The 21052-nt window shown below is 60.6% G+C and carries 25 protein-coding genes; 19 read left to right on the top strand and 6 right to left on the bottom strand.

Annotated features, from left to right (window positions below):
- The 18 genes from OO12_RS28540 to OO12_RS28535 all read left to right on the top strand — a co-directional run bounded on the left by OO12_RS28540 (window position 1) and on the right by OO12_RS28535 (window position 11570).
- The gene (locus tag OO12_RS28540; RefSeq protein WP_034158878.1) at window positions 1–345 is read left to right on the top strand and encodes a flagellar basal body rod protein FlgB; all 345 of its coding nucleotides are present in this window, start codon (window positions 1–3) and stop codon (window positions 343–345) included.
- A 1-nt stretch (window position 346) separates the two neighbouring features.
- Complete coding sequence (gene flgC / locus OO12_RS11700; RefSeq protein WP_034158877.1) at window positions 347–775, top strand: flagellar basal body rod protein FlgC; 429 nt, start codon at window positions 347–349, stop codon at window positions 773–775.
- On the top strand, window positions 772–1092 hold the full coding sequence (gene fliE / locus OO12_RS11695; protein WP_052215777.1) for a flagellar hook-basal body complex protein FliE: 321 nt from the start codon (window positions 772–774) through the stop codon (window positions 1090–1092). The genes flgC and fliE overlap by 4 nt, the downstream gene beginning before the upstream one ends.
- Before the next feature lie 4 nt (window positions 1093–1096).
- A complete protein-coding gene (gene fliF / locus OO12_RS26880; protein ID WP_052215776.1) occupies window positions 1097–2362 on the top strand; it encodes a flagellar basal-body MS-ring/collar protein FliF in 1266 nt (421 codons plus the stop codon).
- Entirely contained in the window at window positions 2355–2735 is a 381-nt protein-coding gene (locus OO12_RS11685; protein ID WP_160296789.1) for a hypothetical protein, read from the top strand. The genes fliF and OO12_RS11685 overlap by 8 nt, the downstream gene beginning before the upstream one ends.
- Complete coding sequence (locus tag OO12_RS11680; RefSeq protein ID WP_034158875.1) at window positions 2732–3418, top strand: FliH/SctL family protein; 687 nt, start codon at window positions 2732–2734, stop codon at window positions 3416–3418. Before OO12_RS11685 ends, OO12_RS11680 begins: the two co-directional genes overlap by 4 nt.
- Window positions 3361–4752, top strand: a complete 1392-nt coding sequence (locus OO12_RS11675) for a FliI/YscN family ATPase (RefSeq protein ID WP_327196020.1) — start codon at window positions 3361–3363, stop codon at window positions 4750–4752. Before OO12_RS11680 ends, OO12_RS11675 begins: the two co-directional genes overlap by 58 nt.
- 49 nt (window positions 4753–4801) lie before the next feature.
- On the top strand, window positions 4802–5194 hold the full coding sequence (locus OO12_RS11670) for a hypothetical protein (protein ID WP_034158873.1): 393 nt from the start codon (window positions 4802–4804) through the stop codon (window positions 5192–5194).
- On the top strand, window positions 5191–6024 hold the full coding sequence (locus OO12_RS28015) for a hypothetical protein (protein ID WP_152616373.1): 834 nt from the start codon (window positions 5191–5193) through the stop codon (window positions 6022–6024). Before OO12_RS11670 ends, OO12_RS28015 begins: the two co-directional genes overlap by 4 nt.
- A 1-nt stretch (window position 6025) precedes the next feature.
- Window positions 6026–6469 (top strand): flagellar hook assembly protein FlgD, encoded by a 444-nt coding sequence (locus OO12_RS11655; RefSeq protein ID WP_152616372.1) that lies wholly within the window; start codon window positions 6026–6028, stop codon window positions 6467–6469.
- Window positions 6469–7671 carry a flagellar hook protein FlgE gene (locus OO12_RS11650; RefSeq protein ID WP_034158869.1) on the top strand — a complete coding sequence of 401 codons (1203 nt, stop codon included), beginning with the start codon at window positions 6469–6471 and terminating at the stop codon, window positions 7669–7671. Before OO12_RS11655 ends, OO12_RS11650 begins: the two co-directional genes overlap by 1 nt.
- Before the next feature lie 188 nt (window positions 7672–7859).
- Window positions 7860–8483, top strand: a complete 624-nt coding sequence (locus tag OO12_RS11645) for a FliM/FliN family flagellar motor switch protein (protein ID WP_034158868.1) — start codon at window positions 7860–7862, stop codon at window positions 8481–8483.
- 8 nt (window positions 8484–8491) lie between these two features.
- Window positions 8492–8788, top strand: coding sequence for a FliM/FliN family flagellar motor switch protein (locus OO12_RS11640; RefSeq protein WP_052215775.1), 297 nt, complete (start codon window positions 8492–8494; stop codon window positions 8786–8788).
- On the top strand, window positions 8785–9198 hold the full coding sequence (locus OO12_RS11635; RefSeq protein ID WP_034158867.1) for a hypothetical protein: 414 nt from the start codon (window positions 8785–8787) through the stop codon (window positions 9196–9198). The genes OO12_RS11640 and OO12_RS11635 overlap by 4 nt, the downstream gene beginning before the upstream one ends.
- Before the next feature lie 35 nt (window positions 9199–9233).
- Entirely contained in the window at window positions 9234–9908 is a 675-nt protein-coding gene (fliP, locus tag OO12_RS11630) for a flagellar type III secretion system pore protein FliP (RefSeq protein ID WP_235364761.1), read from the top strand.
- The gene (locus tag OO12_RS11625) at window positions 9908–10636 is read left to right on the top strand and encodes a sigma-70 family RNA polymerase sigma factor (protein WP_052215774.1); all 729 of its coding nucleotides are present in this window, start codon (window positions 9908–9910) and stop codon (window positions 10634–10636) included. The genes fliP and OO12_RS11625 overlap by 1 nt, the downstream gene beginning before the upstream one ends.
- An 8-nt stretch (window positions 10637–10644) precedes the next feature.
- Window positions 10645–11220 (top strand): tetratricopeptide repeat protein, encoded by a 576-nt coding sequence (locus OO12_RS11620; protein ID WP_152616371.1) that lies wholly within the window; start codon window positions 10645–10647, stop codon window positions 11218–11220.
- A 5-nt stretch (window positions 11221–11225) separates the two neighbouring features.
- Window positions 11226–11570 carry a hypothetical protein gene (locus OO12_RS28535; RefSeq protein ID WP_034158865.1) on the top strand — a complete coding sequence of 115 codons (345 nt, stop codon included), beginning with the start codon at window positions 11226–11228 and terminating at the stop codon, window positions 11568–11570.
- A gap of 123 nt (window positions 11571–11693) precedes the next feature.
- Here OO12_RS28535 and OO12_RS11610 read toward each other — a convergent pair whose 3' ends face one another.
- The 6 genes from OO12_RS11610 to OO12_RS11585 form a co-directional block, all read right to left on the bottom strand.
- Entirely contained in the window at window positions 11694–12839 is a 1146-nt protein-coding gene (locus OO12_RS11610) for a tetratricopeptide repeat protein (protein ID WP_034158864.1), read from the bottom strand.
- Between the two features lie 31 nt (window positions 12840–12870).
- Window positions 12871–14901 carry a flagellar biosynthesis protein FlhA gene (locus tag OO12_RS11605; protein WP_034158863.1) on the bottom strand — a complete coding sequence of 677 codons (2031 nt, stop codon included), beginning with the start codon at window positions 14899–14901 and terminating at the stop codon, window positions 12871–12873.
- Window positions 14898–15986: an EscU/YscU/HrcU family type III secretion system export apparatus switch protein gene (locus OO12_RS11600; protein WP_034158862.1), complete on the bottom strand. Its 1089-nt coding sequence runs from the start codon at window positions 15984–15986 to the stop codon at window positions 14898–14900. Before OO12_RS11600 ends, OO12_RS11605 begins: the two co-directional genes overlap by 4 nt.
- A 2-nt stretch (window positions 15987–15988) precedes the next feature.
- Window positions 15989–16744, bottom strand: a complete 756-nt coding sequence (locus OO12_RS11595) for a flagellar biosynthetic protein FliR (protein WP_034158861.1) — start codon at window positions 16742–16744, stop codon at window positions 15989–15991.
- Between the two features lie 9 nt (window positions 16745–16753).
- Entirely contained in the window at window positions 16754–17023 is a 270-nt protein-coding gene (locus OO12_RS11590) for a flagellar biosynthetic protein FliQ (protein WP_034158860.1), read from the bottom strand.
- 380 nt (window positions 17024–17403) lie between these two features.
- A protein-coding gene (locus tag OO12_RS11585) for an IS3 family transposase (RefSeq protein WP_152616369.1) occupies window positions 17404–18524 on the bottom strand; the annotation gives its coding sequence in 2 pieces (ribosomal slippage) (window positions 17404–18275 and window positions 18275–18524; 1122 coding nt in all).
- 601 nt (window positions 18525–19125) lie between these two features.
- Here OO12_RS11585 and OO12_RS11570 point away from each other — a divergent pair.
- A partial coding sequence (locus tag OO12_RS11570) for an RHS repeat protein (protein ID WP_034158858.1) occupies window positions 19126–21052 on the top strand: 1927 nt, incomplete at its 3' end.

The raw sequence follows: 21052 nt of genomic DNA, 5'->3' as shown, positions 1-21052 counted from the left end.
ATGGACGCGATTTCATCCGTGATCATCAATAAGGCGCTCGACGGCCTTTCGTTGCGCGCGCAGGCCACGGCGCAGAATATCGCGAGTGCGAGCTCGCGCGACTTCCGACCGGTGCAGGTCAAGTTCGAGGAAAGCCTGAAGGCGGCGGCGGCCAAGGGCCCCGATGCGGTGCGCGATATGACACTCCGGATAACCCGTGCCGACCCGTCATCCCTTGGCGATGAGCCGAGGCTCGACCTGGAACTGGCAACGGCGTCCGAAACGGCGCTTCGCTACACTGCCTTGCTCGACCTGCTCGGGCGCCAAATGCAGATTTCGCGCGTCGCCGTGCGTGGGGGGCAATAATATGGACGCGATGCAGATCAGCCGCACCGGCCTGGATGTCGAATGGCAGCGGCTCCAGGTCATTGCCCAGAATTTGGCCAATATGAACAGCAGCCGCACTGCATCGGGCGATCCGGTGCGAGCGATGCGGCTCGTTTCGGCCCCAAAAGTCAAGTTTGCCGACCTGATCGCGGCCAATTCGAGCGCCTCCGGTCCGAAGGGTGTCGAAGTGATTGGTCTGGAAGCAATGCCCGGTGGTGTCCGGCGAGTCTATGAACCGGGCGATCCTCAGGCGGACGCCGAAGGGTTTGTGAGTTATCCCAACATCGATCATGCCGGAGAGATGACGCTGCTGATCAAGACATCGCGCGCCTATGAAGCAAATCTGACGGCAATGAATATCGCGCACCAGATGTACAGCCGGGCGCTTGAGCTGGGGCAGCGGTCATGAGCGCCTTTGCAGGCATTACGGCGGTTTCGGCGATTACCGCGGATCCGGTCATCATGCAGTTGGGCGGCGCAGCGCTGCCCCAGCAGCCCGTCCAGGGTGCGGGTTTCGGCGACATATTGGCGGCCGGCATGAAGCAGGTCGAGGCGAAGCTTTCGACCGCCGATTCTCTCGTCAAGCAATTCGCTCTCGATGATTCGGTACCAGTCCATCAGGTGACCTTCGCGCTGGAGGAAGCGCGGATGTCGGTCGAACTGGCCATGCAGGTCCGCGCGCGTCTGGTCGAGGGCTATCGCGACGTCATGAACATGCAGATCTGACACCATGGCCAGTGAAACGATCAAGGACCCGGTGTCGGGCATTCGTCAGCGGCGCGTCGTCATCGGCGTGTTCGTTGCGCTGTGTGCGATATTGGCACTGGGCTATTATTTCTTCCTGCGCACCGACTATGCCGTCCTCTACACGAACCTGAAGCCGGCCGATGCGTCGGCAATCGTTGCTCAGCTGGACTCAAAGGGTATCGCTCATCGCTTGCGCGATGAAGGCACGACGATTCTCGTTCCGGTGGGCGAAGCGGATACCGTTCGGCTGGCCGTCGCCGGTTCCGATATCCCGCTAAAGGGCTCGGTCGGGTTCGAACTGTTCAACAAATCCGACATGGGCCTCACCGATTTCGCCCAGAAGATCAACTATCAGCGTGCGCTGCAGGGGGAACTCGCGCGGACGATCATGATGATGGAGGGCGTCGAGACGGCTCGCGTGCATCTGGCAATACCGGAACGCTCCCTGTTTCGCGGCAATCGCAGCACGCCGAAGGCGGCGATCGAGGTCGTGACCCGGCCAGGACAGCAGCTTGACGCGGCGCGGGTTGCCGGGATCCAGCAACTGGTCGCATCGGCTGTGCCCGATCTGCTTCTCGGGGAAGTCGCCGTGCTGGACGGGAATGGCCATGTCGTCAGCCAGCCGCCGACACGTGCTGCGGTTCCCGAAGTGGAAGAACAGCAGGCCGCGCAGAATTATTATAGTGCGCGCGTCAAATCTGCGATCGCCAATGTGCTGCCCGGATTGCAGTTTGACGTGAAGGCATTGATGCTGCCCGTCGGGGGTGGTGAAACCTTGGCCGGCGACGGCGCGCCAGGCGCCGCTACTGCCTCACCTGCGCCCTTTGGCAAGAACGGTGGCGAGCGCAATTTCAGGCTGCAGATGACGGTGCTGACTACCGCCCCGTTGAATGCCGAAGATCAATCTGTTGCACGGGGTGCGGTCGCGTCGGCGATTGGATTCGATCAGAATCGCGGTGACAATATCTCGTTCGAGCAGGGGCCTGTCATCGGACCTTCCGGCGCTTCGCCTTATGCGATGCCGTCCAGTGTACCTGCGCCCGCTCAGGGACCGGCAATTCCGCCGCAGGAATTGAAATTGGACACCGGTTGGGCCAGTTGGTGGACGATCGGCCTGGTCGGACTCTTCATCGCCGCCGGAGCGGCATTATTCATGCGGATGCGGCGACCGGTTATTTCCCTGGCTGAGCGTGATGCGTTTGTTGACCGGATCAGGCAGACAATAGGCGCAGGGGATGCGCGTGCCTGATTCGAGTGCGAGCCTTATCGATGAATTGTCGGCACTGCCGGCCGCAATGCGCAATGCGATCCTGTCGGCGCTCACTGCCGAAGAGCGTATTGCATTGGACGCGTTGCGCGTTCGGGTGGCTGCGGGATCGGTCAATGATGCCGTCGGGCCGACTGCTGGCGACGATGTGATATCACCATGGCTTGCCACGCTGATCGGTAGCGCGCGCTCGTCAAGCGACCGGTTCACGCCGGCAACGCGGCAGGCGTTGCTGCTTGCCGCCGACCTGGATCGGCCCGCCCAGATGCCTGGGATGGGCAAGGCGGATCCCGCTGGCCGATCTTTGCTCGGCGCCATGGGTGGGCTGCTCGGTCCTCGAAAGGGACGAGCATGACGGGCTTGATCAAGGCTCAGTCGGCAACCTCGTTGGTCAAACCTTTCGATCCTGGCCGGACAGGGCAGGGCGGTGCGGTGCCACACCCTGTATTGCCGCGTTCGGCGGTCGAGTTGGCGCTGGATGAAGCGCGGGCCGAGATCCAGGATTTGCACGATACGATCGTCAGGATGCGGGAAGATGGCGTGCGGGCTGAACAAGCCGCGCGCAAAGAGGGAGAGAGTGCGGGACGGAATGAGGTGACGAAAGAGGCCGACCGGCGGCTGGCGGCGATCGAACAGGCACTGCTTGCTGCCCGGATCAGCTGGGACGACAGGCTGTCGGCGCTCGATACTTTGGCGGTAATGATCGCTCGCTCGGCGCTCGCCAAGCTCGTGAAGGATAGCGACGATCTCGGCGATCTGGTCGCGCGTCTGATCGCGCACCGCGTCGATGCGATGCGTCACGAAAGCATCGCGACCATCCGCGTGAGCACCGACGATTTCGAGGATGATGATGCGCTGGATGCGCTGTCTGTGCGCACCGGATCTGGCGCTATCGAAATCGTTACGGATCCTGCGCTCGCATCGGGTGATTGCCGCTTCGACCTCCAACTCGGTCACATTGATCTCGGTGTGCGGTCGCAATGGCGCGAACTCGACGATTTTCTCGGTACATTGGTCGCCGAGGACGTGGCGCGATGAAGCCGCATGTCTTTTTGGAACGCCTTGCGGAAACTGATTTCGCGAACCCCTATGGACGAGTCCGTAAGGTGACGGCAGGCATGGTGGAAGCCAGTGGTCCGGTGGGGCAACTCGGCGATCTCTGCGACATCGAGTGCATCAGTGCCGACGGGCACGGGATACAGCTTGTTCCCGCCGAGATTGCGGCCGTCGATGAGCGTCGGATCATCCTGATTCCGCTTGAGCAGGACATGGCGATCAGGCTTGACGCGAAGGTGGTTGCCCGGCCCCGGCACGGCCGCGTTGCGGTCGGGGACGGTTTCGCTGGCCGTGCGGTTAACGCTCTCGGGCAGCCGATCGATGGCGGCGCGAAGGTGCGCGCCGATGCCCATGTACCGCTGGGCGGATCAGTGCCGAAGCCGATGGAGCGAGCGGATCCATCTCGCGTGTTGCAAACCGGGCTCCGCGCGATTGACGGTCTGTTGACATTGGGCGTCGGGCAAAGGGTAGGCATTTTTGCCGCGAGCGGCGTTGGCAAGACCAGTGTGATGGAACAGCTTGCGACCCAGGCAGGCAGCGATCGGACCATATTGTGCCTCGTGGGTGAGCGCGGCCGCGAGGTCGAGGCTTTGTGGCGGCTATTGTCGGCCCGCGAGGATGCGGGGCGCTTTACGCTCGTCGCGGCAACGTCCGATGAAAGTGCGGCCTTGCGTGTCCGTTCGGTGCAATATGCATTGTGCCTCGCCGACTATTGGCGATCACGCGGTGAGCATGTCGTTCTCATGATCGATTCGGTGACGCGCATGGCAATGGCGTTGCGCGAGATCGGGCTCGCTGCGGGCGCACCGCCGACCGTTCGAGCCTACACGCCCAATGTCTTTGCCGCACTTCCGCGAATCGTCGAACGATGCGGCGCCCTTGCAGGTGGGGGGGCGATCTCGGCGATCATGACCGTATTGAGCGAAACGGACGACGTCGACGATCCGATTGTGGAACTGATGAAGTCCCTGCTCGATGGCCATATCATTCTGTCGCGGACCTTGGCGGAGCAGGGGCATTTCCCGGCGATCGACATTGCCCGCAGCATCAGCCGGCAATCGGAACGGCTGGTGTCTGCTTCACATGCCGGCGCGATGCGCGAGGCGGCGGCGATGCTGGCGGTCTATGACGATGCGCGGGTGATGATCGAAAGCGGCGTCTACAAAACCGGCAGCAATCCGGCGGTCGACCGCGCCATCGCCGCGCGGGACCATCTGCGTGATTTCCTGCGCCAGACGCGGCATGAACAGACTATGCTTGTCGACACCGTCGAACGATTGCGGGATATTGTCGGCAAGGTTGCTGCATATGCGTAGGCAGCTTGACCCGATAAAAATCGCCAGGCTGGCAGAGGTTCATCAAGCGATGAAAACGCAGGCGGAGGACGCGGTGGCGCAGGCGCGCGCGGCGGAGACCGTTGCGTATGATGAGCAGCAGGCGGCGCATGAGGGTGCGCGGATCGCACGCGACCAGTGGATCGAATATCTGGCGCAATCCGGCTTCGCACCCGATTATTCGCGAGCGTTGGCAATTCGCCTGGTCGCTCGCGAAACCGCGGCTGAAAATGCGGATCAGCAGCACCGCGAGGCTGTCGATGTCCATCAGCGCCAGCAGGATATATGGCGACTTGCGGAAGCAAGGGTGCGTTTGACCACGGACAATCTCCGCAATGCCCGGCGCAATGTTGCGCGTCACCGGGAGGAAAAGCGGCTCGACGCTCTGTCCGACCGCATAACCTATGACTGGTCGCGCAGATGATCATCGCCAACGCTCATGCCGGTCCCGATGGAGAGAAACCCCGGGCTGCACCGCCGTCCAGAGTCAGCAGGGAATCGACGTCGAATTTCGATGGAATGCTGGCGGCTGCCCGCTCACGCCTTGCGGACTCTGGTTCCGATTCCGATGAAACCAGGTTGCAGGTCCTGTCCGCGGCGGACGTTTTCAACGAGCACGGATTTTTTCAGCCGCCGCCTGCTGCCGACCAGGCTTCGCCGCAGGGACAAAAGGCCGTGATGTCCCGATCCTCGGTCGAGCCGGATATCGAGAATGAAAAGCTGGATCCGTCCGCGCCAAGATCTCCATCAACGAACGCATTTTCGGGGGAAGTGGTTTCCTCTTCGGGCCTCGGCAACAATCCCGTCAAGCCGCGGCCGGAATTCATGATCAACACACCGTATGATTCGGCATCGATAGCGACGGGGCCCGCCTCTCGCCCGTCGCCAGCGAACCTGCCAGTCATTGCTACCGCTGCTGCGCCGACCCCGAACCAGCATCATGCACCCGCTCGACTTGAAGCGCGGGCGGAGAAGAATAGTGGCGGCGCCAGTCCACCGCGCACCGACCGTCGGCAACCGCCGCGACCCTTGGGGCCGTTGGATGGTGCGGCGCCCGAGACGCATCTTTCGGTCCAGGCCGGAGAGCATGGCATCGATATTCTGGCGCGGATCGAGAAATTCAGCCTCAACGAGCGGGCGACCCTGCGCGCCCGGATGATGGCGATGCTGTCGCGACACGGTTTTGTAATGCGAGAAATCCGTATCAACGGCGATCCGGGGACGCCTCCCTCAACTCCCCAGCAAGGCCATTGATGTGCAGGTAGACCCCGTCTCTTCATTCGCTGATTCCGCACCCAAACAATCTGCTCAAACAGCTGCGACATCGGCTTTCGGATTGAGCTTCGATGCGTTGCTGAAGATCATCCTGACCCAGCTGACCTATCAGGACCCGCTGAAGCCGATGGACAATTTCCAGTTCGTCTCGCAACTCGCCCAATTCTCGCAGATTCAGATCGGCCAGACGACCAATGATCGCCTTCAGTCACTGGTCACGGCGCAGGCGACCACTCAGGCATCGGGTCTTCTCGGCCAGCAGGTCGATATCGCTGTGAATGGGGGGCGTCTCACTGGCAAGGTTTCCGCGATTGCGTTCGAGAGCGGCGAGCCGCGGATCACCATGACGACCATCCCTGGCGGACAAGAGATCAGCAAGATCGCTCTCAGCAGCATCATCCAGATCCGGAAAGGAGCGCCGTAATGTTCGGATCAATCTATATCGGTCTCAGCGGGCTTAACGCTTATTCGCATGGGCTGCAGCAGATCAGTAATAATATCACCAACCTGAATTCGCAGGGCTTCCGGGCATCAACCGTCTCCTTTCGCGATTCCTTCGGTACAAAAAGCCGAAGCGTGTCCTACAACAACAACTACAATGGATCGGGGCACGGGGTCGAACTCGCGGATAGCCAGCTCAATTTCACGCCAGGCGAACTGCGCAAGACCGATCGGGATCTGGACCTCGCGATTGACGGTAGCGGCATGTTAACGCTCCTCGACGGCGACAAGACTCTGTACACACGGACCGGCAGCTTCGAGGTCAATAAGGATGGCTATATCGTCCTGGCGGGCACCAACTACCGGCTCGCGACGTTTGATGCCTCGGGTCAACCCGTCAGTCTCTCGATCGATACGGCACAGACCAACCCGCCAAAGGCGACAACGGAGATTAATTTTACCGGCAGTTTAACGACTCCAACCGGCTCCACCGCTCCCCCAACGGCGGGTAATATCAAAGTGTATGGCGCGGATGGGCAGCTATATTTGTGGACTGCCACCTTTACCAAAGCGACTGATCCAGTACCAGGATCCCCGGGGGCTCAATGGACCATTAAGATCACTGATGGAACCGGCGCAGAGGTCGGGAGTCAGACGCCGTCCAGAACATTAAAGTTCCTGCCGGACGGCACGCTCGATCCGTCAACGTCCTCATTCACTGTCAAAGGTGCGAACGGACTATCCGTCACGCTCAAATTTACTGGCGTGAACACCTTCTCGGGAGGAACGTCAATCAGCGCTTCACCCTTGGACGGATACCCGTCGGGCACGGCAACTTCAATTCTGGTCAACAGTTCGGGCCAGTTGGAGATCGCGTATTCGAATCAGCAGCGCAAGCAACTGGGATCGATCGCAATCGCCGATTTTCGCGACCCCCAGGCGCTGACGCAGCGCAGCGGAGGGCTGTTCAGCGATGATGGTACAGCGCAACGCGTATTGATGGCGAGCGGCGATCCTCGCGCGGGTAGCGTGAAGTCGCGGCAGCTCGAGGCGTCGAATGTTGATCTGTCAAAGGAGTTCGGTGATTTGATTCTGATCCAGCGTGGTTTCCAGGCATCCTCGCAGATTATCAGCGTCACCAATGACATGATTCAGCAGCTTTTCGGCATTCGCGGCCAGGGCTGATCGAACAAGAGTGAAGGGTGGAGTTTGTGCGGCGTATCCATAGAAATTGGCTGCCGGAGGCGGCCTTAGGAGATGCCGCATTAGGCGGGCTTCTCAATCAAGTGATCGGGCAATGGTCGGTCGCCTGGTTCGTACGCGCTGTCGTGCGGCCAATCGATATTAGCCCTTCATCCGCTGGGACCGCCGCAATGCGTGACGGATATTGGATGAAAGCCGGTCACGGCCTTGCGATCGCAGTTCCTGCTGCTGCGCCTACCAAGCTGGTGGCGCGCATGCTTGATGCATCGATACCGGAACACCCAAGTGAAGCGGATCAACGGGTCGTGAAGGACCTTGCACGGGCTTGTCTGGACGATCTTGGCCATCGACTGACAGTCGCGTTCCGATTGCCGTCCGACATCTCATGGGTAATCGTCGATCACGCCGATATGCCTGATATCGTCACCCCGCGCGAATTCGGTCTGGGTGTTGAACCGCAGGTGCCGTTGCTGCGGATTGTTGCCGGTGAGGACCTGGTGATAGACATGCGCAAGGCGGATATGCCGACCGCACCGCCCGGCGATAGACTTCTGCCGATGTCGATGGGGCTGGCGTTGCAGCAACTGGCGATATCAGCATCGCTTGGGAGGTGTTCGTTAACCGTCTCCGAGATGGCAGGGTTGAGTGAGGGAGACGTTCTGGTCTTTGATCAGGTGATTGAAAAACCAATCGCGCTGGTGCTCGACGGCAAGGCGGTCTTGCCGGGTAAATGCATGATCGATCACGTTGACGATAGTCTGCGGCTCAAACTCCTCGAACCCATTAACAGGTAACTTTCAACATGACCGAACAGAAGATCAAGGCTGGCGCTGCGCCGGCCGTGGCGCAGGTGACCCCGGCACGTGGGATCAATGCCAAGTTGATTGATTCGGTCGAGGTTGTGCTCGATGGATATCTTGGGCGAGCGACCATGACCGTGGCGGAATTAGGCGCACTCGGGCGAGATGCAGTGATCACGCTCGATGCTGCGCTCAATTCCGCCGTTGACCTCCGTCTGAACGGCATCACCGTCGCGCGAGGCGAACTGGTTGCGGTCGGCGATAATTTTGCCGTGAGAATAACAGAGATCGGACAGTGAAACTGGTGTCGCGGTTCTGGCCGATCATGCTGTTATGGGCATCGCCGACATTGGCGAATCGAGCCATGCCGGGGCGTTCGGTACCGTTGGGCGGTGGCGGAGATCTCGATGTGTCGCTTGGTCGGATCGTCGTCTCGCTGGTGATCTGCATTGTTATCGCCGTCCTTGCCGCGCTGTTGATCAAGCAGCGCAGCGGCAAGATCGATTTGAAGGCGTGGCTTGCTCGTATCGAGCCGCGCGCCGGTGCAATCCGGGTCGTCGAGACAAGGCGGCTCAGCGTGCACGCGGATATCAGCGTGGTACAGCATGGCGAACGCGAATATCTGCTGCTGCTGCAACAGAACAACGCGCAAGTCCTGCGCGATCGTCCGATCCCACCCACCGCGGATGGCAGTCTGCCATGCGATTAAGGACAATGGCTTCTGGGGCTGTGCTGTCTGGCCTGATGCTGACGGCGGCGACACCCGCTTGGGCGGCATCGGCGGTCCACGGCATGTCGTCTGACGTCGTGCGCACTGCGCTGATCCTCACCTTGCTGGCGGTCGTGCCCTCGATCCTGATCTGCATGACGAGTTTCATACGGATCATTGTCGTACTCTCGATGGTGCGCCATGCCTTTGGAATGCCGGAGACGCCACCCAATCCGGTACTTATCAGTCTTGCCTTGTTTCTGACCGCCTTCACCATGTCTCCGACGCTCAGCGCCCTCAATACTGCGGCCGTCCAACCTTTGCTCGCCAACAAGATCAGTGTGGAGGAAGCAATGGCCAAGGGCACCGCGCCGCTTCGAGATTTCATGCTGGCTCAAACGCGCGATGCGGACATCGAGGCGATCTATTCGATCGCCAAAGCGACGCCGCCTGAGCGGCCTGAGCAAATCGATATCCTCAAGCTTGCGCCGGCATTCATGCTCAACGAGTTGCGGGTTTCGTTTACCATTGGCTTTGTCATCCTGCTGCCGTTTCTGCTGATTGATCTCGTGGTGTCAGCAATATTGCTTTCACTGGGCATGATGATGGTGCCGCCGGCGACGATATCATTGCCGATCAAATTGCTGATGTTCGTATTGATCGACGGTTGGAGCTTGATCCTCCAGGGAGTGCTGGGAAGCTTTCGGTGATGCCGGGCCGTGCCCCCTCGGGTCTCGAGCTTGTTGTCGATCCGTTGCGGCAAGAAGCTTCACTCTGGCGTCGTTATCGCTTCGAAGATGATCTGCGTTGTCGTGAAACATTGTTCAATCGCTATTTCAACCTGGCGCGGGCGGTCGCGGCACGGCTTTTTCGCCAACGCATGACCACGCGCCTGGATCGCGGCGATTTCGATCAGTTCGCGTGCGAGGGACTATTGCACGCGCTGGATCGCTATGATCCGTTGCGCGGCGTTCCCTTCACCGCTTATGCCCGGCGTCGCATCGCGGGCAATGTCGCCGACGGCATCGCGACGATGAGTGAGATCGATGCGCAACTGAGTTACCGCCACCGCATCGAACAGGAACGATTGCGGTCGATGCCGTTGGAAGGCAATGACGCGCTTGCGGCACTGTCGGATCTTGCGGTGGGCCTGGCCCTCGGGTTGATGCTCGAAGGGACCGGGCTGATCGATCGGGGCGAAGCAGATACGCGGCCGAGCGCTTATGATAGCCTTGCCTGGCGCGAGTCTCAGGCAATTCTGGCAAGCGAGGTGGGGGCCTTGCCGGAAAACGAACAGGTCGTGGTGCGTCAGCATTACGATCATGGATTGCCGTTCGTGCAAATCGCCCAGTTGATGGGGCTGAGCCGGGGCCGTGTGTCGCAACTACATCACGCCGCTTTGAACCGGCTGCGCAAACGACTGAGAGCGAGAGGGTAGAGAAAGATATGACGAGCATTACGTTGTGCAGCGATGCCGATCTGCAAGACCTAATGGCAGCTATGCAATCGGATGATCAGGATGATCTTCTGCGCGCGGATCGGTTGATCGAAGCGTATCCAACGGACCCGCGGCTGCATTTTCTGCGCGGTTCGATACTCGCCTCGATCGGTCGGCCGATCGAGGCGCTGCCGTCGTTGAAGCAAGCGGTATCGATCGCCCCCGATTTTGCCATCGCTCGCTTCCAGCTCGGTTTCTTCCAGCTCACATCAGGCGAAGCGGTCGATGCATTGACGACCTGGGGGCCGATCGCGCTGCTGCCGGATGGACATTATCTACGTTTCTTCGTCGGGGGGCTGACCCATTTGATCCGCGATGAGTTCGACGAGGCAATCACCCGTCTGAATGAGGGGATCGCCGTCAACGATGAGAATCCAGCGCTGAACGGTGACATGCAACTCATCATCAGCCAGATCATTGAGGTCCAGCATGCCGTGGCATCCGATGCCGCAACGGGCAGCGACACAGCCTCCGCTACCAGCTTCCTGCTGGATCAGTTCTCTGGGCTCAAGCGGCCGAACTGAACAGCATGACCCGGATCAATCCCACCGATCAGGTCCTGTTGCTCTTGCAGGAACAGCTCAACCGGCTCGGCAAGGATCGAACTGTACAGCGTGGCCAACCCGCGCCGGTGCAAAGCGGTACGCCTGAACCAATGGCGCGCCTGCGCGCGCTGGCGGGACGAGAGGGCATCACCGATGAGGACATGAAGCGCGCGTTGGTTCGTGGTCTGATCGTTCAACAGCTCGGTGAAGCCATCGGCAACGATCCCGCCTTTGAGGCTATCGCGAGCGATGTCGCGAGGATCATCGAAGAATCTCCGGCTGGTCGCGATTTGCTCGACCGGGCGATGCGTCAGCTGGGCACGTCCTGACGGTCGGCTTGAAAGACGCGGAAGCGCGTATTTGGTGTTGCCGGACCGGGCCGCTTCGCGCTGCTGGTTCAAGATGCGCTGCGGGCGGCTCGACGACGGAACGGCGAAGCAGGGCGCATCGACTCACGTGATGCCCAGGCCCATCTTCGCCAATGCTTGACCGATTGTTCGGCCGCTATCGCCGATCGGCGTTCGTGCGGCATGGTCGAAGATACGTTGTGCGGTCGCGTGATCCCCGCCGCTCGCCGCGATGAGCGATTTGGCAAGCGCTGCTGAATAGCATTTGCGATCGAGCCGCAATGCGATGTCGCTCCTGCGGGTGGCTTCCGCGATATCGCCGCCGAGAAGATCGAGCACGGCAAGCGATCCATGGGTTTCGGCGAAATTCGGGTCCAGCGCCATTGCCGCATCGAACCTCGCACGGCTAGTTGCCGTATCTCCGGCAACGAAATGCGCCCACCCCGCTGCAATCCACGAGCCGAGATGATCGCCGAACAAATTCGCACCGCGATCGATATCGGCGGCGGCGCTGGCCGTCTCGCCCGTCAACATCTTCGCCAACCCAAGACCGACCCAGGCGCGCGGCAAGTCGGGATTGGCGGCAAGCGCCTGATCGAACAGATCGACCGCCTCGGTTGCGCGTTCATGACCCAGTGCAAGCGTCCCCATGGTGGTCAGTGCATCAGGGTGCTCGCCCGCCCTGGCGGCGCAGGCTTCGGCGAGGGCTTCGTCATCGATGTCCAACGCGAGGACCGATACGGCGGCCATCAGTCCGCGATGATCGGGATGACGAAGAATGTAATCGCGTGCAGCATCGCCCGCGCCGTCAAAATCGGCGAGCTGGTGCAGCAATTGAACCCGCAGCATCGCCGCTTGCGGAAGCTCCCGCGCGCTGTCGTCATCGAGAACCTCGAGCGCTTGCTCGAAATTCTTGAGGTTGGCCTGCGCCCAGGCGAGGTTGAACCTTAGCGCGTTGTCCTTGGCGCCGCCGGCAAAGAGCGTAGCGAAAATCTCCGCGGCCCGGTCGAACTGTCTCATCTGCAGTGCGGCGAGCCCTGCAAGGTTTGCTTCGCGCGACGGCAATGGCGAGATTGCGGCGTAGCGATCCAGTAAATCTCCCGCAATCCCCGCCTCGCGGAGGTCGAGCGCAGCTTCGGCGGCATCGGCAAGCAGCGCCAGATTGCCGGGGTCGCTTTCCAAAAGCGGCAAGAGGATAGCCAGCCGGTCAGGGCGTTTCGTCCCCGTATCCACGCCAAGGATATCCGTCATGACAATTTCTCCGGACTCATAGAGTGGAGGCTCATGCCTCCACTCGGATAATATCGAACGATCGCAGGTTGATGCGCATCGGGATTTCGTTGACCGATAGCACCGACAATTTTGGTACACTACGCCGGGTAAAGGCCTTCAGATGGCGACGCAATTCAGGGCCGCAGAGCAACACTGGCGCGCGTCCGTCGCGATACATCGCTTCGGCCATCGACGATAGTTTGCGGATCAGTTGCTCGGCGAGCCGGGGCTCGACCAGCATCGTGCCGGATGCCGCGCTTTGGGTGAGATTGGCGGAAATCTGGTTCTCGATCCGCGGGTCGAGACTGAGGACAGCCAGATCGATATGCTTGCCGCGCAACTGGTGACAGATTGAATAGCTCATTCGTTGCCGGACCAGCTCGGTCAATTCGGCCGGATCCTTCTGGGTTCGGGAAAGATCGAGCAGATGCTCAAGGATAAGGTCGAAATTTGCGACTGAGACGCCCTCGGCCAACAGATTCTGCACAACACGCTGGATGTCCGCGATCGCGAGCCCGTTCGGAATCAGTTCTTCGACGAGCCCCGGTTGTTGCTCACGGGCATCCTCCAACATCTTCACCACGACATTGCGCGTAACCAGGGTCGCCATCTCGCTGCGTACGATTTCAGCAAAATGGGTGATCATCACGGTAACCGGGTCGATTACGCGAAGCCCCATGTCACGCGCCTGGCCCGCAAGGGTCGGATCGATCCAGGTGGCAGGCAGGCCAAAGGCGGGGTCCCGCGCTTCGATGCCGGCCAGGCTGGTTGCCTTCTCGTCGGTGCGCACCGCCAGGACGGATTCGGGATGAATTTCGGCCATCGCGAAGCGCGACCCGAACAGCCGAATTTCATAGTCGAGTGGCCCGAGGCTGGCGCCGTCGGCAACCCGCACCGCTGGAAAGCCGATACCATAGTCTTGCTCGTGCAGCCGGCGCAGGCTTGCGATCCGATCCATGATGATTGGTTCGTCGCTTTTCCACGCATCGCTCAAGTCGCTTCCGAAGCGGAGCTCGAGTGGCGGGGCTGGACCGGCGGCAACCATGGTGCCGTCGTCGATGACCACACCCTTCTCGCTCGCGGCCAGTGCGGTCGCGGCGATACGCGCGCGATACCAGCCGAAAACAGACAGGGCGATGATTAGCGCGATAGGCCATTTCGGCATGCCGGGGAGCAGGAGCAGGACCATTAAGCTACCCGCGACGATCAGCGGGATCCGTGGAACCGATGCGAGTTGTCGGAAGACTTCGGTGCTGAGCTGCCGGTCGGCGGCGGAACGCGTGACGATGATTCCGGTCGCGATCGCGATGATCAGCGCAGGCAATTGGGTAGCGATGCCGTCGCCGATCGTCAGCAGAGAGAAATGCTGCAGGGCGTCGCCCCACTCCATGCCCATCTGGACGACGCCGACGATCCAGCCGGCTATGATATTGATCAGCAGGATGATGATACCAGCGATCGCATCGCCCTTCACGAACTTGCTCGCGCCATCCATCGCACCGTAGAAGGAAGCCTCTTTCTCCAGCTCTTCACGACGTCGCACCGCTTCCTTCTGGTCGATCAAACCCATGTTAAGATCTGCGTCGATGCTCATTTGCTGACCGGGCATGGAATCGAGCGTAAAGCGCGCGGCCACCTCCGAGACGCGCTGCGCGCCGGACGTGACCACGACATATTGGACGACGACCAGGATCAGGAACACCACCAGGCCGATGACGAAATTGCCCTGGACGGCAAAGGTGCCGATCGATGCGATGACATCGCCCGCGCTGCCGCCTGTCAGGATCAACCGGGTGGCAGCGACGTTGAGCGACAGACGATACAGGGTGGCAACGAGCAGCAGCGATGGGAAGGTCGAGAATTCCACTGGTTTGCCGACATAGAAGGTCAGCAGCAGGATGGTGAGCCCCAGCCCGAAATTGATGATGATCGCGAGATCGAGGATCGCCGGTGGGATAGGTGAAAACAAGATCACCAGGATCAGGATCATCCCGATGACCAGTGCAAGGTCCTTGGTGTTGCTGAGCAGCCGGTTGATCATCGGGAGTCCTTGTCGATCGGGTTCGCCCGCGTTGCAGCCAGCTTGAAATAGAATTCGGCGACGGCGTGATAATGGTCCTGGCCGATCTCGCGGCCAGGTTCGCAGTCGGCATAGAGGGCGCGCGCAAGGGCCGGGCTTTCGAAAATCGGAATACCCAATCGGCGAGCAATGATCTTCATCGTTTGGGCATGCAGGTTGCGGCCCTTGGCACGCACGATCGGCGCGTCGGATTTATCGTGGTCATAGGCTAGGGCTACGGCAACATGCTCGGGATTGACGATCAGCATGTCCGACCCCGGCAGCGCACTTAACCCGCCCGATCGCTTGACGAATTCGGCATGGAGTTGCTTGCGTTTGCTCTTGATACGGGGGTCGCCCTCGCGTTCCTTTGCTTCGCGCGTCACTTCACGCCGGCTCATGCGCATCTGCTTTCGGAATTCGCCGCGTGTGAGAATCTGGTCGAGTGCCGCGAAGAAGAACGCAATCGCGATGAACGTCCACAGCATCTTCATCGCCGAACTGCGCAGGGCGCCGCTCAGGGTCCAGGCATCGGTGATGGCGCTGCCGGGATCGCGGATTGCGGCGCGGATCAGCAGGAAGGCGACGACGGTATAGACCGTCATCTTGAGCAGGCTCTTCAATGCTTCCTTCAAGAGCCGTATCGAAAATAACCGCTTCAACCCCTTCGCTGGATTGATGCGGCTGAAATCGGGTTTCAGCGGCTGCGCGCTGAACACAAAGCCCCGAAGCTGGATGATCTCCAGCAAACCGACGACCGCGACGACGGTGCCGCCGAATAGGATAATCGGCTGGAGCGCTGGCCAATAGGATGCCGCCACGATTGCGGTCGCCTCATGGGGGTCGCCAGCTCGTTCAATCCCAGCGGCAAGTGCGCGACGCATCATTTCAGCCAACCGGCCAACCAGTGCTTCGCCAGCGATGGTCAGAAAGCCCGCCAAAGCGAGCAGGCCTGCAAAGAAACTTAAATCGGTGCCACGCGCGACCGATCCCTTCTCGCGGGCATGTTGGAGTTTGAAGGGAGTTGCTTCCTCGCTCTTGTTCTGTTCCTGGCTTGCTTCCGCCATGATCAGATCAGCCGCGGTGCTGTTTCGAGCGCGTAGCGCACCATGCGCAGAAACAGCGATGCCGCCAATGTGATTGCGAGCGGCAGGGTGGCGAGCAGCACCATGGCCTTCACCTGAAAGCCCAAGAGCATCACATTCATCTGGGGCAGGGTGCGCGACATGAATGCGATCGCCAGATCCGACAGGAACAGGGCGAGCATGATCAGCCCACCCAGACCAAAGGCCATGACGAAAACACCCGATATATATCCGCTGAGAACGGCGATATCGCCACCGATGGTCGCGCTGCCCAGCGGCACATGATCAAGCGAGGCCGACCAGATCGCGAGAAGATCAGCTGGCCCCTCCGTGGCAAAAAAAATCACACCCGCGGCATAGGCAAAAATAGTCCCGACGAGCGGCATATGCGATCGTGTTGTGGGATCGACCAGAACCGCCAGGCCGAACCCAGCCTGAATGTCGAGCGCGCGACCGGCTGTGAGCAGCGCCGCAAAGGCGAGCTGCAACGACAGCGATAAGGCAATTCCCAGAAACAATTCCCCGAGCGCAGTGACGAAGAGTCCTTGCGACCAGAAGTCCAGCTGCCAGCTTTGCGCTGGATGCGCCGATACGAGCCAGGCCGCCAGCGAGATGCTCAGCAAAACCCGAATCGTAGCCGGGACGCGCAGCAACGTGAACGGTGCCGCGAATGCCAGCGTCGGGGCGATCCGCAAGCTGATCAATACTATAGCGACCGCCTTGTCCGTCAATTCGTCCATTGCCGTGGTTCAGCCGGCAAGCGTCGGAATCAAAAGATAGAGTGAGGTCGCAAATTGTGTCAGCCGCCCGATCATCCACGGACCGATCGCAATGAGCAAAAATGCTGCGACGAGAATCTTGGGGACATAGCTCAGCGTGGCTTCCTGAAGCTGGGTCGTGACCTGAAAAACACTGACCAACAGGCCGACGAGCAGGGTTGCAATGAGCACGGGTCCAGCCACGATCAGGCTGTCCCACAACATCAGATTCAACATGCTCAACGCACGGTCCGCGCCCATTTTGCCCCCTTCGGATAACCGGCTCGCAATTCTGTCGAATCAGCAGCCCCAAGCCAGTGTCCCGAATCTAGACAATTCAGCGGGAGAGGCAAAGCAATTGATCTTGCAACAACTCTCGGTTCAACCCGCAAGCTTGAGCCGGATCATGTGTTCCGTAGCTCCGGCGGGAAGCGGTTTGGGAGCTGATCCAGCTGAGCCGCCCGATCGGCAAATCGGCAAACTGTTCGCAGACGACGGTCGCGGCGCTCGCGTTGATGAGTAACGCGGATCGTGAGCGATCGAGGGGCCCCGTGGCCATCGGAGTGCTCCGCCATATTTCGTTGATATTATCGTATAATTTACCGATTCTGGTCGTCGCCAACCTGACCTGCTCCCCGTTTTCAGGCCGCTGATAACTTAGCTTCGGTGTCCATATGCCCTTGGCGTGGGCGGTTCGTAAACTCGGCGGGTGCCAACCCGCCAAGGCTGCTGTGCGGACGCACGGTGTTGTAGTCAGTCCGCCATGCCTCGATGATCCGTCTCGCTGCAGCCAGCGAGTGGAACAGGTGCTCGTTCAGACATTCGTCGCGCAAGCGACCATTGAACGATTCCACAAAGCCGTTCTGCTGGGGCTTGCCGGGCGCGATGTAATGCCACTCGACCCCGGTGTCCTGGCACCAGGCGAGGACGGCGTGACTGGTGAGCTCGGTGCCATTGTCGCTGACCACCATGAACGGCAGCCCACGACGCTCGGCGATGGCGCTCAGTTCGCGAACGACCCGCCGACCCGACAGCGAGGTATCGACGATGCATCCCAGGCATTCCCGGCTGTAGTCGTCGATGACGTTGAGCATACGGAACCGCCGGCCGCAGGCCAGTGCATCCGACACAAAGTCGAGCGACCAACGCTGGTTGGGTTCTTGCGGGATCGCCATCGGCGCCCGTGTGCCCAGCGCTCGCTTGCGACCGCCTCGCTTGCGCACCGTCAGTCGCTCCTCGCGATACAGCCGATACACCTTCTTCAGGTTCATGCCTGTCCCCTCGCGCCTGAGCAGGATCGCCAGCCGCCGGTAGCCGAACCGGCGGCGCTCGTTGGCGATCTCACGCATCCGCTCGCGGACAGCATCGTCCTTCCCGCGAAGCGGCTCATATTGCCATGCCGACCGGTTGACCCCGATCAGCCTGCAGGCGCGACGCTCGGAGAAGCCGTGGTCGGCCATCAGCTTCTCCACCGCAGCGTAGCGCTCCACAGGCCGGGTCAGTTTTTTCCCAGCAGATCCTTCAGCGCCGACACATCCAGCATCGACTCCGCCAGCAGCTTCTTAAGCCGACGGTTCTCATCCTCCAGCGTCCGCAACCGTGCCGCCTCCGACACGGTCATACCGCCGTACTTCGCCTTCCAGTTGTAAAATGTCGCATCGCTGATCCCATGCTTCCGGCACAGCTCGGCAGTCTTCACGCCAGCCTCGTGCTCACGCAGCACGCCTATGATCTGATCCTCGGTAAAACGGCCTCGCCGCATCGCTCGTCTCCATCTCACGAGCTAACTTACCAATGGCATGATTTCTGGGGAGCAGGTCAAACCCTAAGCAATTGCTTGAAATCGGCTTGGCTGCTGCGCTGACGTCTATTGGCTCGGCATCTCGATCGACCAATTGCTGCTGCCCGATTTTGACGAGCTGAAGCTGCATTACCGGTCAGGCTATATCGACGGCGAGATTCGGCTTTACTGCCCCCTCCTGCGTGAGGGGCCATGGCCGAACCGATTCCCGATCAGCGGAGATCAGATGATCGAGTTGAGAATAGGTGACCTGTTCCAGTCGCGGCATGATTCCGTCCCGGCGAGGGCGTAGCCGTCCTGGCACGCTATTCTTTTTCCGCCGGCAGCGCTGATGGGTAAGGCTTTGCGCTGAGCCTTCGGTAGGGTCGCCGGCGTCAAACCAGGATCGTTCGAGCCCCGAGGTGCGGTTGAGGCACTCATACGCTCAGGTGACAATGACCTTACTCACCGGGCCAAGAATTTTTTGAGAAATCGCTAAACAATCCGGATTTTCTCCTGATCCCCCTTGTGATGGGACGGTGCGTGGTTGTGCGTGCGGGTCTTGATGTGGGGAATTGGGCAGATGGTAGCGATCTTCACCGGGGGCGGCACGGGTATCGAGCGCAGTTCGGCACGCGTGCTTGGCGGGTCTGGTCTGCTGGGGTCGGCGACGCTGGGGCGTTCAGGTGAGCAGGCTTATGTGAATGCTGCCTCCGGCAATCTGATGCTGACGGCGGTCGACGAGATGCTGCTTGGCCGCGGCCCGGATGCGGTGGTGTCACGGACCTATAACAGTTTTGGCGGCTGGGACGGCGACAATAATGATAGTTGGCGCGCAAGCGGCTACCGCCGGGTGTTCGGCCTGACCGGCGGAACCGGCTACGGCACGGCCGGCAGCACGGTCAAGCGCACCGATTGGGATGGGTCCGAGGTCACCTATAGCTGGGATGCAACCAACAGCGCCTATGTCGCGACAGACGGGGCCGGCGCTTATGATATGTTGACCAGGTCGGGCACCAACTGGACCTGGGTCGATGGTGAGACACAGGTTCGGGAAGATTATGACGATAGTAATTCGGGCCGGATCACCAGCCGATCCGACACCAGCGGCAACAACAGCGTCACTTATGGTTATACCGGCTCGCTGCTGACGCGGATCACGACCGCCGATGGCGGCTATACCCAGCTTCAATATGGCGGAACCGGGGGCCTTCAGCTCCAGTATCTCGAAACCCACAGTGTTTCGCCGGCCGTGACGAGCACGCGGGTATTCTATGAATATGACGCAAGCAACCGGCTTTCCAAGGTCAAGGTCAACCTGAACCCATTGGACAATAGCGCGGCCGTCACCAGTGGCGTGCCGGCAACCTATAATTATGAGACCAGCTATACCTATGACGGTACCAGCCAGCGTGTCGCGTCGATCAGCCAGAGCGACGGCACGCTGGTTGAGTTCAAATACGACACCAGTTTCCGGGTTTCGAAGATCACCGAGACGATCGGGGGCGGCGCGCCACAGCGCGTCACCGACATCGCCTATGACACGGTCGCGCGCATCACGACGGTGACCGATGCGCTGGGCCAGGCCACCAGGCTTGGCTATGATGCTTCGGGCAATCTGCTGTCGCTGATCCTGCCACCGTCTGGCACCGGTGACCCTGCGCCCGCGGTAAGTTTCACCTATGAAGCCAATGGCGACCTCGCCACGATGACCTCGGCCGGTAACACCACCACCTATGGCTATGACAACCGCGGCAATCGTACGCTCGAGCGTGACAGCCTCGGCAACACCGTAACGCGGACTTTTAGCGGCACCAACCTTTACACGGGAGCCAACACGCCCTCCTTCTGGACGGGGTCGAACGCGACCATCGCGCAGGTAACCGGCACGCCCGCGGGCACGGCCTTGTCGATGACGGCGACCGCCAACAATCTGTCGATCGCAATTCCAGCCACGCAACAGGTGCCGGTCGCCGCCGGCGATACGCTGACCTTTACCGTCCAGCTTGTCGGTGGCAATTTCACCACCGCCAGCCTCGCGCTGCTCGGCGGCACGTCCCTGTACGGCAATAATGGCGATTCCTCGGCCGTCATCCTGTCCGGACCGGGAACCCTGTCGCAAATCACCGGCGGCGCGTTCCAGGTCAGCGGTCTCTCCACCACCGCCGTCACCACCGTCAGCGTCACGCGCAGATTCACTCAGGCGGAATATGTCCAGTCACGGGTCTTTGTCGGCTCCGCTTCCGCTGGCACCACCAGCGGCAATTCGATCATCTTCGCCAACGCCAACCTCGCCGTCTCGCGGAACCTCTATACCGGGGCCAACACGCCCGCCTTCTGGACGGGCTCGAACGCGACCATCACACAGGTAACCGGCACGCCGGCGGGCACGGCCTTGTCGATGACGGCGACCGCCAACAATCTGTCGATCGCAATTCCAGCCACGCAACAGGTGCCGGTCGCCGCCGGCGATACGCTGACCTTCACCGTCCAGCTCATCGGTGGCAATT

Origin of the sequence: Sphingomonas sp. ERG5 (assembly GCF_000803065.1) — a bacterium.
Lineage (GTDB): Bacteria > Pseudomonadota > Alphaproteobacteria > Sphingomonadales > Sphingomonadaceae > Sphingomonas.
Note: the sequence above shows the minus strand (reverse complement) of the source record. Positions and strands in the feature narration are given on the sequence as shown.